This is a genomic window from Pseudomonas sp. NBRC 111131, assembly GCF_001320525.1.
In the GTDB taxonomy this organism is placed as follows: Bacteria; Pseudomonadota; Gammaproteobacteria; order Pseudomonadales; family Pseudomonadaceae; genus Aquipseudomonas; species Aquipseudomonas ceruminis.
Map to the genome: position 1 here is coordinate 243,853 of NZ_BCBH01000003.1, position 14,172 is coordinate 258,024.

At 62.9% G+C, this 14,172-nt stretch carries 14 protein-coding genes; all 14 read right to left on the minus strand.

Annotated elements, in window-relative coordinates:
* Positions 1–31 precede the first annotated feature (31 nt).
* The 14 genes from APH34_RS04785 to flhA all read right to left on the minus strand — a co-directional run bounded on the left by APH34_RS04785 (position 32) and on the right by flhA (position 14,150).
* Complete coding sequence (locus APH34_RS04785; protein ID WP_054900035.1) at positions 32–427, minus strand: DUF2802 domain-containing protein; 396 nt, start codon at positions 425–427, stop codon at positions 32–34.
* Position 428: 1 nt separating this feature from the next.
* Complete coding sequence (locus APH34_RS04790) at positions 429–908, minus strand: chemotaxis protein CheW (protein WP_003254393.1); 480 nt, start codon at positions 906–908, stop codon at positions 429–431.
* 42 nt (positions 909–950) lie between these two features.
* The gene (locus APH34_RS04795) at positions 951–1,820 is read right to left on the minus strand and encodes a CheW domain-containing protein (RefSeq protein WP_054900036.1); all 870 of its coding nucleotides are present in this window, start codon (positions 1,818–1,820) and stop codon (positions 951–953) included.
* A complete protein-coding gene (locus APH34_RS04800) occupies positions 1,817–2,608 on the minus strand; it encodes a ParA family protein (protein ID WP_054900037.1) in 792 nt (263 codons plus the stop codon). Before APH34_RS04800 ends, APH34_RS04795 begins: the two co-directional genes overlap by 4 nt.
* A 160-nt stretch (positions 2,609–2,768) precedes the next feature.
* Complete coding sequence (motD, locus tag APH34_RS04805; RefSeq protein WP_054900038.1) at positions 2,769–3,614, minus strand: flagellar motor protein MotD; 846 nt, start codon at positions 3,612–3,614, stop codon at positions 2,769–2,771.
* Positions 3,615–3,617: 3 nt separating this feature from the next.
* Positions 3,618–4,358, minus strand: a complete 741-nt coding sequence (locus APH34_RS04810; protein ID WP_054900039.1) for a flagellar motor protein — start codon at positions 4,356–4,358, stop codon at positions 3,618–3,620.
* On the minus strand, positions 4,358–5,482 hold the full coding sequence (locus APH34_RS04815; RefSeq protein WP_054900040.1) for a chemotaxis response regulator protein-glutamate methylesterase: 1,125 nt from the start codon (positions 5,480–5,482) through the stop codon (positions 4,358–4,360). Before APH34_RS04815 ends, APH34_RS04810 begins: the two co-directional genes overlap by 1 nt.
* A 46-nt stretch (positions 5,483–5,528) precedes the next feature.
* A complete protein-coding gene (locus APH34_RS04820) occupies positions 5,529–7,739 on the minus strand; it encodes a chemotaxis protein CheA (protein ID WP_054900041.1) in 2,211 nt (736 codons plus the stop codon).
* A gap of 12 nt (positions 7,740–7,751) precedes the next feature.
* Positions 7,752–8,540 carry a protein phosphatase CheZ gene (locus APH34_RS04825; RefSeq protein WP_054900042.1) on the minus strand — a complete coding sequence of 263 codons (789 nt, stop codon included), beginning with the start codon at positions 8,538–8,540 and terminating at the stop codon, positions 7,752–7,754.
* Between the two features lie 18 nt (positions 8,541–8,558).
* Positions 8,559–8,933: a chemotaxis response regulator CheY gene (locus APH34_RS04830; RefSeq protein WP_115274187.1), complete on the minus strand. Its 375-nt coding sequence runs from the start codon at positions 8,931–8,933 to the stop codon at positions 8,559–8,561.
* A 104-nt stretch (positions 8,934–9,037) separates the two neighbouring features.
* Positions 9,038–9,778: an RNA polymerase sigma factor FliA gene (fliA, locus tag APH34_RS04835; protein ID WP_054900043.1), complete on the minus strand. Its 741-nt coding sequence runs from the start codon at positions 9,776–9,778 to the stop codon at positions 9,038–9,040.
* Positions 9,775–10,608 (minus strand): flagellar synthesis regulator FleN, encoded by an 834-nt coding sequence (gene fleN / locus APH34_RS04840; RefSeq protein WP_054900044.1) that lies wholly within the window; start codon positions 10,606–10,608, stop codon positions 9,775–9,777. Before fleN ends, fliA begins: the two co-directional genes overlap by 4 nt.
* 93 nt (positions 10,609–10,701) lie before the next feature.
* The gene (gene flhF / locus APH34_RS04845) at positions 10,702–12,009 is read right to left on the minus strand and encodes a flagellar biosynthesis protein FlhF (protein WP_054900045.1); all 1,308 of its coding nucleotides are present in this window, start codon (positions 12,007–12,009) and stop codon (positions 10,702–10,704) included.
* 11 nt (positions 12,010–12,020) lie between these two features.
* The gene (gene flhA, locus APH34_RS04850) at positions 12,021–14,150 is read right to left on the minus strand and encodes a flagellar biosynthesis protein FlhA (protein ID WP_054900046.1); all 2,130 of its coding nucleotides are present in this window, start codon (positions 14,148–14,150) and stop codon (positions 12,021–12,023) included.
* Positions 14,151–14,172 lie beyond the last annotated feature (22 nt).

Below are 14,172 nucleotides of genomic sequence, written 5' to 3' on the forward strand. Positions count from 1 at the left end.
AAAAAGGCGACCCCAGGTCGCCTTTTCACGTTCACTCGCTGCGATGCAGCTTGCTCATCAGCTCAGCCTCGGCCCGCGTCAGCCCGCAGGTTTCCGTCAACTCCGACACACTGGCCCCCATTGCGACCAGTTTGGCCGCCTGGCTGAAGGTAACGCTGCTGGGGTCGCGTTGCTCCAGCCGCTCCAGGCGATCGGGCAAGGTGGCCATCGCCTGGCGCAGCTCATGAATGGCCTCGCCCATGCGCACCGTACCGTTCTGGTAGTCATCCAGGCGCTTGGCCAGATCCTTGATGCGTTGGTCGCGCAGGGCGTCGCCCTGGGCCTGCTGGGCAGCCAGTTCACGCTGTCGCTTGCTGTAGTTGAGGAAAAACCACAGGCTCAGCGCCCATAGCAGCCCCAGGAAGATGACAGCAACCTCGAAAATCAACTCAGATGTTCTCCAGCTCGGACCACTCTTCCTCGGTCATCATCTTGTCCAGTTCCACCAGGATCAGCAGCTCACCGTTCTTGTTGCACACGCCTTGGATGAACTTGGCCGACTCTTCATTACCCACGTTCGGCGCCGTCTCGATCTCCGACTGGCGCAGGTAAACCACTTCGGCCACGCTGTCGACCAGGATGCCTACCACTTGTTTGTCGGCTTCGATGATGACGATACGGGTGTTGTCGGTCACCTCGGTCGGCATCAGGCCGAAACGTTGGCGGGTGTCGATCACTGTCACTACATTGCCGCGCAGGTTGATGATGCCCAGCACGTAGCTCGGCGCACCCGGCACCGGGGCGATCTCGGTGTAGCGCAGTACTTCCTGCACCTGCATGACGTTGATGCCGTAGGACTCGTTGTCCAGACGGAAGGTTACCCACTGCAGGATCGGATCTTCAGAACCTTGTGCAGACGACTTTTTCATTCCCCTAGCCCTCAAAATCCGCCAATGGCGGTGTGTTCGCAGTTATTGGTGTTTGGCATGCATCTGCTTGACTGCGCCGCTGGCGATCAGCTCGGCCAGTTCGGCGACGTCCAGCAGGGCACACATGTGTTCGATGACCGTGCCGGCCAACCACGGACGCTGGCCGCGCTGGCTGCGCCACTTGATCTCGCTCGGGTCCAGGCGCAGCGAGCGGCTGACCTGATGCACCGCCAGGCCCCACTCGTAGCCCTGGACCGAAATCACGTATTGCAGGCCCTGGCGCAAATCATCGCGGTAGCGGTCAGGCATGACCCAGCGCGCAGTGTCCAGCACCTTGAGGTTGCCCGCCTGGCACGTGAGGATGCCGAGGAACCATTCCGGCTGGCCGAACAGCGGGGTCAGCTCCTGGCCCTCCAGGCTGTAGATCGACCCCAGGCACACCAAAGGCACCGCCAGGGTCAGCCCGGCGACATCGAACAGCAGGCATTCGAACGGCTCAGCGGCCCAGGCCGGGCGACCATCGACCGTGGCCGGGGGCGTAGGCGCGTTCGGCGCTGGCAGGTGCACTTCGACCAGCGGCGCAACAGGCTCGGGCGCCTGAACTTCGGTCAGTACCGGGATACTGGCCTCGGCCACCACCGCTGCCTCGACCACCGCCACCACCGGTGCTTGGACGGGGAGCACTGCCGGTAGCACAGCAGGCTGCGGTTCAGCAAAAGGCTTGGGCGTGCTGCTGGCAATGCTTGGCTGCTGTCGGGCGTCACGCGCCTGTTCTTCACGCACAGCGGCGGCAAAATCGTCGCTGGGCACTGCCGCGTCGAGCTCGCCCTCAGCTTCGGTGGCCTCCTGCAACAGACCATCGAGATAGGATTGCAGGGCCAATTGCGGGCGCGTTCCGGTCTTCACAGTCATGAAGCCACCTGCACAGCCGCCTTGTACGTGAGCAGGTGCTTGAGCAGCGCTCGGTAGGCAATCACACCGCGGCTCTTGCCGTCGAACTGCGACGGCGTCACACCGTTGCGGCTGGCATCGCGCAAGCGCGTGTCGACCGGGATGTAGCCCTGCCACACCTGCTGTGCATAGGTGTCGCGCAACACCTTGAGCGTGCCCAACGAAGCCTGGGTACGGCGGTCGAACAACGTCGGCACGATCTGGTACGGCAAGGCTTGCTTGCGTGAGCGGTTGACCATGGCCAAGGTGCCAATCATGCGCTCCAGGCCTTTGACCGCAAGAAACTCGGTCTGCACCGGGATCACCAGTTGCTGGCTGGCGGCCAGCGCATTGACCATCAGCACGCCAAGCAGCGGCGGGCTGTCGATCAAGGCGAAATCGAAATCCTGCCATAGCTGCGCCAGACTCTTGGCGATCACCAGGCCTAGGCCATTCTGCCCCGGCGACTGGCGCTCGAGCACGGCCAATGCGGTGCTCGAGGGCAGCAGCGAAATGCGCGGGTCACTGGTGGGCAGCAGCAGTTGCCCCGGCAGGCCCTCGGGCACTGCGCCCTTGTGCAGAAACAGGTCGTAGCAGCTGTGCTCCAGGGCATCGGGGTTGTGCCCGAAATAGCTGGTCATCGAGCCATGCGGGTCAAGGTCGACGACGACCACGCGCTTGCCCGCCTCGGCCAGCAAGCCGGCCAGAGCGATGGTAGTGGTGGTCTTGCCGACCCCGCCTTTTTGATTGGCTACTGCCCAGACTCTCATAGGACAACTCTGACTCATGAATTTAGCGCCCACCCTCGTGGGGGCAGGCTTGTCCCCGAACCGGGCGAAGCCCGTGTCATCAACCACGTTGCCTGCTTCGCGGGGCAAGCCCGCTCCTACAGGGACCGCGCCAACAGCGCAGTGACGGAGAATTGACGAGTTAGTGACTCCCCGCGACCGGTGCACTTTGTGTGCCAGCCCGGCGTAGCGCGGCGTCCGGGGTAGCATTGGCGCTGCCGGTACCGGTGAGGCTGCGGCGCACTTCAAGGTTGCGGGAAATCACCAGCACCACACGGCGGTTGCGCGCACGGCCCTCGGCAGTGTCGTTGCTGGCCACCGGCTGGTACTCGCCATAGCCCACCGAGGCCATGCGCCCAGGGTTCACCCCATTCATGGCCAGCAGGCGGACGATGCTCGCGGCGCGCGCCGACGACAGTTCCCAGTTGGTCGGGTACTGCGCCGTGCGAATCGGCAGGTTGTCGGTAAAGCCTTCGACATGCACCGGGTTGGCAAACGGTTTGAGGATGTTCGCCACCTTTTCGATGATGTCGAACGCCGTGTCGCTGGGCATGGCGTCGCCGCTGCCAAACAGCAGCGAAGAATTGAGCTCGATCTCGACCCACAGCTCGTTACCACGCACCGTCATCTGGTCGGACTTGATCAGGTCGCCGAAGGCATCGCGCACATCGTCGCTGATGGTCCTTAGCGGGTCGACATTGGTCTGCGCCAGGCCCGCATCGGTCTGTTCGCTGTCCCTGATCAACGGCTCGGCCGGCTTCACGCTAAGCGGCTGCTCATCGCCGATGGGGATCGGCTTCATACTGCGTTCAGGGTCGTTGAACACACCCAGCAACGCTTGCGAAACGACCTTGTACTTGCCCTCGTTGATCGAGGAAATCGAATACATGACCACGAAAAACGCGAACAGCAAGGTGATGAAGTCCGCGTACGACACCAGCCAGCGCTCGTGATTCTCGTGTTCCTCGGTATGACGACGGCGACGCATGGGCTACTCCATGAAGCCTTGCAGCTTCAGCTCGATAGAGCGCGGGTTCTCACCCTCGGCAATCGACAGCAAGCCTTCGAGCAGCATTTCGCGGTAGCGCGACTGGCGCAGCACAATGGCCTTGAGCTTGTTGGCGACCGGCAGCAGGATCAAGTTGGCACTGGCCACCCCATAGATGGTAGCGACGAAGGCCACGGCAATACCGTTGCCCAGCTGCGACGGATCAGCCAGGTTGCCCATCACGTGGATCAGGCCCATCACCGCACCGATGATGCCAATGGTCGGCGCGTAGCCGCCCATGCACTCGAACACTTTGGCGGCTTGGATATCCCGGCCTTCCTGGGTAAGGAAATCGACTTCGAGGATGCTGCGGATCGATTCGGGCTCGGCGCCGTCCACCAGCAACTGCAGGCCTTTGCGCGCATACGGGTCAGGCTCGCCATCAGCGACCCCTTCCAGGCCCAGCAGGCCTTCCTTGCGCGCCGTCAGGCTCCAATTGACCACCCGGTCGATGCCGCCGGCCAGGTCAACCCGCGGCGGGAAGAAGATCCACCGCAGGATCTGCAAGGCGCGCTTGAACGACGACAGCGGCGACTGCAACAGTGCCGCGGCCAGGGTACCCCCCAATACGATCAGCGCCGCCGGGCCATTGAGCAGCGCGCCAACATGGCCACCCTCAAGGAAGTTGCCACCCACGATGGCGACGAACGCCAGGATCAGGCCGATCAGGCTAAGGACATCCATCAGACGCAGGCCTCGACCAGGTGCTTGCCAATTTCATCCAGGCTGTACACCGCGTCTGCCAGGTTGGCTTTGACGATGGCCATGGGCATGCCATAGATCACGCAGCTCGCCTCGTCCTGGGCCCATACCGTGCTGCCACCCTGCTTGAGCAGACGCGCGCCTTCACGGCCGTCGGCGCCCATGCCGGTGAGCACCACCGACAGTACCTTGTCGCCGTACGACTTGGCCGCCGAACCGAAGGTGATGTCCACGCAGGGCTTGTAGTTCAGGCGCTCATCGCCAGGCAGGATCTTCACCGTGCCGCGGCCATCGATCATCATCTGCTTGCCACCTGGGGCCAGCAGGGCCAGGCCGGGGCGCAGCATATCGCCGTCCTCGGCTTCCTTGACGTTGATCTTGCACAGCTTGTCGAGGCGCTCGGCGAATGCCTTGGTGAACGCCGCTGGCATGTGCTGGATGAGCACGATCGGCGCCGGGAAGTTCGCCGGCAGTTGAGTCAGCACGCGCTGCAGGGCCACCGGGCCGCCGGTGGAGGTGCCAATCGCCACCAACTTGTAGGGTTTACGCTTGGGGGCCGGCGCGTGAGCGACAGCCGGCGCGGCGCTGCGGGCAGGCGCCACGCGCGCTGGCGCGGTGCTGGCCAGGCTGCTGGCGGGGGCCGGAGCAGTGCTGGCCGGCGCAGGCGCGGCAACGGGCGCTGTGCTTGCGTAGCCGCCAAAACGGCGGTTGCTGCGCGAAATGGTGTGAACCTTTTCGCACAGCAGTTGCTTGACCTTGTCCGGGTTACGCGAGATGTCCTCGAAGTTCTTCGGCAGGTAATCCACCGCTCCGGCATCCAGTGCGTCGAGGGTTACCCGGGCGCCTTCGTGGGTCAAGGAAGAGAACATCAACACCGGTGTCGGGCAGCGCTGCATGATGTGCCGCACCGCGGTGATGCCATCCATCATGGGCATTTCGTAGTCCATGGTGATGACATCGGGTTTGAGCGCCAGTGCCTGGTCGATCGCTTCCTTGCCGTTGGTCGCCGTGCCCACGACCTGGATCGTCGGGTCCGCCGAGAGGATTTCCGAAACGCGGCGGCGGAAGAAACCGGAATCATCCACCACCAGGACCTTGACTGCCATAAACACTCCATTAGGCGACGCAGCCCGCCAGGGCGCGCCACCGAAATCAAATACGCCGTGCCGCGTAACGCTTGAGCATGCTCGGTACATCGAGGATCAGCGCGATACGACCGTCGCCGGTGATGGTGGCGCCGGACATGCCCGGGGTGCCCTGCAGCATCTTGCCCAGCGGCTTGATCACCACCTCTTCCTGGCCCACCAACTGGTCCACCACAAAGCCGATGCGCTGGGTACCGACCGAGAGAATCACCACGTGCCCCTCACGCTGCTCTTCATGCACCTGGCCCTGGACCAGCCAGCGTTTTAGGTAGAACAGCGGCAGCGCCTTGTCGCGCACGATCACCACTTCCTGACCGTCGACCACGTTGGTGCGCGACAGGTCCAGGTGGAAGATCTCGTTGACGTTGACCAGCGGGAAGGCAAACGCCTGGTTGCCCAGCATCACCATCAGAGTCGGCATGATCGCCAGGGTCAGCGGTACCTTGATGACGATCTTCGAGCCCTGGCCCTTGGCCGAGAAGATGTTGATCGAGCCGTTGAGCTGGGAGATCTTGGTTTTCACCACGTCCATGCCCACACCGCGCCCGGAAACATCGGAAATCTCGGTCTTGGTCGAGAAGCCCGGGGCGAAGATCAGGTTGTAGCAGTCCGACTCGCTCAGGCGTTCGGCGGCATCCTTGTCCATCAGGCCCTTTTCCACGGCCTTGGCGCGCAGGATGTTAGGGTCCATGCCTTTGCCGTCATCGGAAATCGACAGCAGAATATGGTCGCCCTCCTGCTCGGCCGACAGCACCACGCGGCCCGTGCGCGCCTTGCCGGTGGCTTCGCGCTCATCCGGCATCTCGACACCGTGGTCGACGGCATTGCGCACCAAGTGCACCAGCGGGTCGGCCAGGGCCTCGACCAGGTTCTTGTCCAGGTCGGTCTCTTCGCCGACCAGTTCCAGGTTGATCTCTTTTTTCAGCTGGCGTGCCAGGTCGCGAACCAGACGCGGGAAGCGACCGAAGACCTTCTTGATCGGCTGCATGCGGGTTTTCATTACCGCGGTCTGCAGGTCGGCGGTGACCACGTCGAGGTTGGACACGGCCTTGGACATGGCCTCGTCGCCGCTGTTCAGGCCCAGGCGCACCAGGCGGTTACGCACCAGCACCAGTTCGCCAACCATGTTCATGATTTCGTCCAGGCGCGCGGTGTCGACACGCACGGTGGTTTCCGCTTCGCTGACGGCATGCTTGTCGGCAGAGGCCGCTGGCGCACGGGCGGGCGCCGCGGGCTTGGCGGCTGGCGCAGGCTTGGCAGCCGGCTTGCTTTCAGCCTTCGCGGCCACAGGCGCGGCAACGGCCGCAGGCGCCTGGGCAGCGACACTGTCACCGGAGAACTTGCCCTTGCCGTGCAACTGGTCAAGCAGCGCTTCGAACTCGTGCTCGCTGATGTCATCGCCGTTGGCCGGCACCGCTGCACTGTGGGCCGTTTCGGCCACCGCCGTGGCCGCTGGCAAGGCATCGGTCTGGAAGGTGCCTTTACCATGCAACTGATCCAGCAGCGACTCGAATTCTTCGTCGGTGATCTCATCACTCACCGGTACGCTGGCGGCTGAGGCCTCAGGCTCGGCGGCTGCGACCTCGGAGGAGAACTGGCCTTTGCCGTGCAACTGGTCAAGCAGCGACTCGAATTCGGCGTCGGTGATTTCCTCCGAACCGCCGCTGACGGTTTCGCCTTGCGTTTGCTGTTCGGCAGCAGCGGCTTGAGCCTTGACGGCGTCCAGCGAGTCGAGCAGCTGTTCGAATTCAGTGTCGGTGATATCGGCCTCGGCAGCCGGCGCCTCGACTACCGGCGCAGCCGCAACCTGCGCAGGTGCATCGGCGGCGGCCGGCTCGGCCAGGCGCGCCAGCGCGGCCAACAGCTCGGGCGTGGCCGGGGTCACTTCGCTGCGTTCGCGGACCTGGCCGAACATGCTGTTGACCGTGTCCAGTGCTTCGAGCACCACATCCATCAGTTCCGCATCGACCCGGCGCTCACCTTTGCGCAGGATGTCGAACACGTTCTCGGCGATATGGCAGCACTCCACCAGCTCGTTGAGCTGGAGGAAGCCGGCGCCCCCTTTTACAGTGTGGAAACCGCGAAAAATGGCATTGAGCAGGTCGGCATCGTCGGGCCGGCTTTCCAGCTCGACCAGTTGCTCGGACAGTTGCTCAAGAATTTCGCCGGCTTCTACCAGGAAATCCTGGAGGATTTCTTCATCGGCGCCGAAGCTCATTAAACGTGCTCCTTAAAAACCCAGGCTGGACAGCAGATCATCGACATCGTCCTGACCGGACACGACGTCTTCACGCTTATCGGCATGAATCTGCGGACCTTCACCCCGTGTCGGATGTTTTTCTTGATCTTTTTCAGCGCGCAACTGCTGGTGGTCATGTTCGATACCGGCAAAACGGTCGACCTGACTGGCCATCAGCACGAGCTTGAGCAGATTGCTTTCCACGTCGGTAACCAGCGCAGTCACGCGCTTGATCACCTGGCCGGTCAGGTCCTGATAGTCCTGAGCCAGCAAAATGTCGTTGAGGTGGCCCGCGACCTTGCGGTTCCCTTCGGCGCTGTGTGTCAGGAAACTGTCGACGCGCTTGACCAGCTCGCGAAACTCCGGAGCGGCAACTTCGCGACGCATGAAGCGCTGCCAGTCAACGCTCAGGCGCTGCGCCTCGGCCGCCAGATCGTTGAGCACAGGCGTGCTCTGCTCGACCAGGTCCATGGTGCGGTTGGCGGCTCCTTCGGTGAGCTTGACCACATAGGACAGGCGCTCGGTGGCGTCGGTGATCTGCGAGACTTCCTCGGCCTGCGGCATGTGCGGGTCGATCTGGAAACTGACGATCGCGCTGTGCAGCTCACGGGTGAGCTTGCCGACCTCCTGGTACAGGCCTCGGTCGCGGGTCTGGTTCAACTGATGAATCAGTTGCACCGCCTCGCCGAACCGCCCCCGCTCCAGGCTTTCGACCAACTCCTGGGCATGCTTCTTCAGGGTCGATTCGAACTCCCCCAAAGACGATTGTGTTGATTCCATGGCGCCCCCTGACGTGACTCAGCCGTTGACGCGTTCGAAGATCTTCTCGATCTTTTCTTTGAGCACCTGAGCGGTGAACGGCTTGACCACGTATCCATTGACCCCGGCCTGGGCCGCTTCGATGATCTGGTCACGCTTGGCTTCAGCGGTCACCATCAGCACCGGCATAGCCTTCAGGCGGTCGTGTGCACGCACCTTGCGCAGCAGGTCGATACCGGACATGCCGGGCATGTTCCAGTCGGTCACCAGGAAGTCGTAATGGCCGCTTTCGAGCATCGGCAGTGCCGTGGTGCCGTCATCGGCCTCATCGGTATTGGTGAAACCCAGATCACGCAACAGGTTCTTGATGATCCGCCGCATCGTCGAGAAGTCGTCAACGATGAGGATTTTCATGTCTTTGTTCAATTAGACCTCCAAGCAGTCTCAAACGCGCTCGGCCCCGAACGCGCATTCAATCAATTCGGTACAACGTGAAAACGACTGCAACGACCCCGGGCTCAGCGTGCCCGCCACTCCCCGAGGCGGCTGCGCAGGCGCGCGGCGCACTGGCTGTGCAGCTGGCTGACACGTGACTCGCTGACCCCCAGCACCTCACCGATTTCCTTGAGGTTCAGCTCTTCGTCATAGTACAGCGCCAGCACCAGCCGCTCACGCTCTGGCAGATTGGCAATGGCATCGGTCAAGGCAGCCTGGAAGCGCTCGTCTTCCAGGTCGCGCGATGGCTCGACCTGGCCACTGGCACCGTCCTCGTGCAGCCCTTCGTGCTCGCCGTCCTGCAACAGGTCGTCGAAACTGAACAGGCGGCTACCCAGGGTATCGTTCAAAATCCCGTAGTAATCATCGAGACTCAATTGGAGTTCGGCAGCAACTTCATGATCTTTAGCGTCACGGCCGGTTCTGGCTTCCACGGCACGCATCGCATCACTGACCATGCGCGTATTACGGTGCACCGAACGGGGTGCCCAATCCCCCTTTCGCACTTCGTCGAGCATCGCACCGCGGATGCGGATGCCGGCATAGGTTTCGAAACTGGCACCCTTGCTAGCGTCGTACTTGTTGGCGACTTCCAGCAAACCGATCATGCCGGCCTGAATCAGGTCTTCGACCTGCACGTTGGCCGGCAAGCGGGCCAGCAGGTGGTAGGCAATGCGCTTGACCAGCGGGGCGTAGCGTTCGATCAATTCGTACTGGGCATCCTTCGACGCCTTGCTGTACATCTTGAAACCGCTTGCGTTCATAGTACCGGCCCCGCGCTGGTGGGTTGCACCAGGCGCTCGACAAAGAACTCCAGGTGCCCGCGCGGGTTGGCCGGCAATGGCCAGCTATCGACCTTCTGCGCAATGGCCTTGAAGGCCAGCGCGCACTTGGAACGAGGGAAGGCCTCGTAGACTGCCCGTTGCTTCTGCACCGCCTTGCGCACGCACTCGTCATAGGGCACGGCACCGACGTATTGTAGGGCGACATCGAGGAAGCGATCGGTGACCTTGGTCAACTTGGCGAACAGGTTGCGCCCTTCCTGCGGGCTCTGTGCCATGTTGGCCAGCACGCGGAATCGGTTCATCCCGTAATCACGGTTGAGCAACTTGATCAACGCGTAGGCGTCGGTGATCGAGGTCGGTTCATCACAGACCACCAGCAACACTTCCTGGGCAGCACGAACAAAACTGACTACCGAGTCACCAATACCCGCAGCGGTGTCGATCACCAGCACATCGAGGTTGTCGCCGACCTCGCTGAATGCCTGGATCAACCCGGCATGCTGGGCGGGAGCCAGGTGCACCATGCTCTGGGTGCCGGACGCCGCCGGCACGATGCGCACGCCGCCTGGCCCCTGCAACAGTACGTCGCGCAGCTCGCAGCGCCCTTCGATGACATCGGCCAAGGTGCGTTTAGGGGTCAGGCCCAGCAACACGTCGACGTTGGCCAGGCCCAGGTCGGCGTCCAGCAGCATGACCCGGCGGCCGAGTTCGGCCAGCGCCAGGGACAGGTTCACTGAAACGTTAGTCTTGCCGACGCCACCTTTACCACCGGTCACGGCGATCACCTGTACGGGATGCATGCTACCCATGTTCGTTGTTTACCTTGTCTCGCTTGGACCCAAGCCACACGAGGGGCAATGCTGCCGCCCCCTTGGTGTAGGTATTTTGCATACGCTTCATCATCAACCTGCTCGCCGCGGGTTGTGATAGAGATCAGCGAACATGTCGGCCATGGCCTCCTCGCTGGGCTCGTCCTGCAACTGCACATTGACGGCACGGGTCACCAGTTGGTGCGCCCGCGGCAGGTGCAGGTCGTCAGGAATGCGCGGGCCATCGGTGAGGTAGACCACGGGCAGTTCATGACTGATGGCCAGGCTCAGCACGTCGCCAAGGCTCGCCGTTTCATCGAGTTTGGTCAGGATGCAACCGGCCAGGCCACAGCGTTTATAGCTGTGGTAGGCGGCGGTGAGCACCTGCTTCTGGCTGGTGGTGGCCAGCACCAGGTAGTTCTTCGCGGCGATGCCACGCCCGGCCAAGGTTTCCAGTTGCATGCGCAGGGCCGGGTCGCTGGCCTGCAGGCCGGCGGTATCGATCAGCACCACGCGCTTGCGCAGCAGCGGCTCCAGCGCCTGGGCCAACGACTGGCCCGGGTCGACGTAGGTCACGGGCACATTGAGGATGCGCCCCAAGGTCTTGAGCTGCTCCTGGGCACCAATGCGGAAGCTGTCCATGCTCACCAGCGCCAGGTTCTGCGGGCCGTACTTGAGTACATACCGCGCCGCCAGCTTGGCCAGGGTGGTGGTCTTGCCCATGCCAGCAGGGCCGACCATGGCGATCACACCGCCCTCCTCGATCGGCTCGACCTCGGGCACCTCGATCATCCGCGCCAGGTGCGCCAGCAACATGCGCCACGCCTGCCGTGGTTCTTCGATCTCGCCCGTGAGCTCGAGCAATTCGCGGGCGATCGGTCCGGACAGGCCGATACGCTGCAAGCGGCGCCAGAGGTTGGCCTGGGCCGGCTTGCTGCCCTGCAGTTGGCTCCAGGCCAGCGAACCGAGCTGCACTTCGAGCAACTCGCGCAGGCCCGAGAGCTCCGAGCGCATGGCATCGAACAGCCGCGGGTCCACCGGTGCCGGCGCGGCGGGTGCTGCCGGTGCAGGCGCAGCCGACTGCGGCTCGATCAGTGGCTCCGAGGCGGTCAGCGATTGCCCGGCGAACAATTGGCGATTGCCTTCGTCGCCATCGCTGCGGTTGTCCAGCTCGGCCTGGGCGGTGGCGATGCGCGTGTGGGTCTTGCGCAGCTCTTGCTCGAGCTCGGCGTTGGGCACGCGCGGGGCCAGCGCGGACAGCTTGTAGTCCAGCGCAGCCGTCAGTTCGACACCGCCAGCAATGCGGCGGTTACCGATGATGGCGGCATCAGAGCCCAGCTCATCACGGACCAGCTTCATGGCTTGACGCATATCGGCGGCGAAAAAACGCTTAACTTGCATAACCCACTACCTCAGCCGTTGGGGCCCACGGTGGCAACGATGGTGACTTGCTTGTTGTCAGGTATTTCCTGATACGCCAAAACATGCAAATTCGGTACAGCCAGGCGACCAAAGCGCGACAGCATGGCGCGGATCGGGCCGGCCACCAGCAAGATAGCTGGCTGGCCTTGCATTTCCTGGCGCTGGGCCGCATCAATCAACGAGCGCTGCAGCTTTTCGGCCATGCTCGGCTCCAGAAGAACACCGTCCTCCTGGCCTTGCCCGGCCCGTTGCAGACTATTGAGCAAAATCTGTTCCAACCTTGGCTCAAGGGTGATGACAGGCAGCTCGGACTCAACGCCGACAATGCTTTGCACGATGGCGCGACACAATCCGACACGCACGGCGGCCACCAGCGCGGCGGTATCTTGACTCTTGCCGGCATTGTTGGCGATGGCCTCGGCAATGCTGCGAATATCGCGCACGGGCACCTGCTCGGCAAGCAATGCCTGCAGGACCTTGAGCAGCCCCGACAAGGAAATGACACCCGGCACCAACTCCTCGGCAAGTTTAGGCGAAGCCTTGGACAATACTTGCAACAGTTGCTGGACTTCCTCGTGGCCTATCAGCTCGTGGCAGTGTTTCTGCAGGATCTGGTTGAGGTGGGTGGCAACCACGGTGCTGGCATCCACCACCGTATAGCCCAGCGACTGTGCCTGAGCGCGCTGGCCGACATCGATCCACACCGCTTCCAGGCCAAAGGCCGGATCGCGTGCGGCAATGCCGTTGAGGGTGCCGAACACCTGGCCAGGGTTGATTGCCAACTCGCGGTCTGGGTAGATCTCGGCTTCCGCCAAGATCACCCCCATCAACGTCAGGCGATAGGCGCTGGGCTGTAGATCGAGGTTGTCGCGGATGTGCACCGTGGGCATGAGAAAGCCCAGGTCCTGGGAGAGCTTCTTGCGCACGCCCTTGATCCGTGCCAACAGTTGGCCGCCCTGGTTGCGGTCGACCAGCGGGATGAGCCGGTAGCCGACCTCCAGGCCGATCATGTCGATCGGTGTCACGTCGTCCCAGCCCAGCTCCTTGGTTTCCAGCGCGCGCTGCGGAGAAGGCAGCAGGTCCTGCTGACGCTGCGCCTCCTTCTGCGCCTCGACCTTGGCCTTCTGCTGCTTCTTCCAGACCAGGTAAGCGCCACCGCCCGCCAGCAGGCCCAGGCTCAGGAACGCGATATGCGGCATGCCCGGCACCAGGCCCATGACGATCATCAGCCCTGCCGATACCGCCAGCGCCTTGGGCGAATCGAACATCTGCCGGTTGATCAGCTTGCCCATGTCCTCGGAGCCCGAGGCCCGGGTGACCATGATCGCGGCAGCGGTCGACAGCAACAGGGATGGCAATTGCGCCACCAAACCGTCACCAATGGTCAACAGCGCGTAGACCTTGCCGGCATCGCTGAACGACATATTGTGCTGCAGCATGCCAATGAGCATGCCGCCGATGAGGTTGATGAACAGGATCAGCAGGCCAGCGATGGCATCACCGCGCACGAACTTGCTGGCACCGTCCATCGAACCATAGAACTCTGCCTCCTGGGCCACCTCGGCACGGCGCGACTTGGCCTGGGCCTGGTCGATCAGGCCGGCGTTGAGGTCGGCGTCGATGGCCATCTGCTTGCCGGGCATGGCGTCGAGGGTGAAGCGCGCGCTCACCTCGGAAATACGCCCGGCACCCTTGGTCACCACCACGAAGTTGATGATCATGAGGATGGCGAACACCACCGCACCGACGACATAGTTGCCGCCGATCACGACTTCACCGAAGGCCTGGATCACCTTGCCGGCGGCGCCATGGCCCTCCTGACCGTGGAGCATGACCACCCGCGTAGAGGCGACGTTCAACGCCAGGCGTAGCAGCGTTGCGACCAACAGGATGGTGGGGAATGCGGCGAAATCGAGCGGACGCAAGGCGTAAACGCAGACCAGCAGAACCACGATCGACAGGGCGATGTTGAAGGTGAAGAATACGTCGAGCAGGAACGGCGGAATCGGCAACATCATCATTGCCAACATCACCAGCAGCAACAGCGGCACGCCCAGGTTGCCCCGGCCGAGCCCGGCCAGGTTCTGGCGAGCGTTGCTGATTAACTGAGTGCGATCCACCGCGAGTCCTCTTCATGCAAAA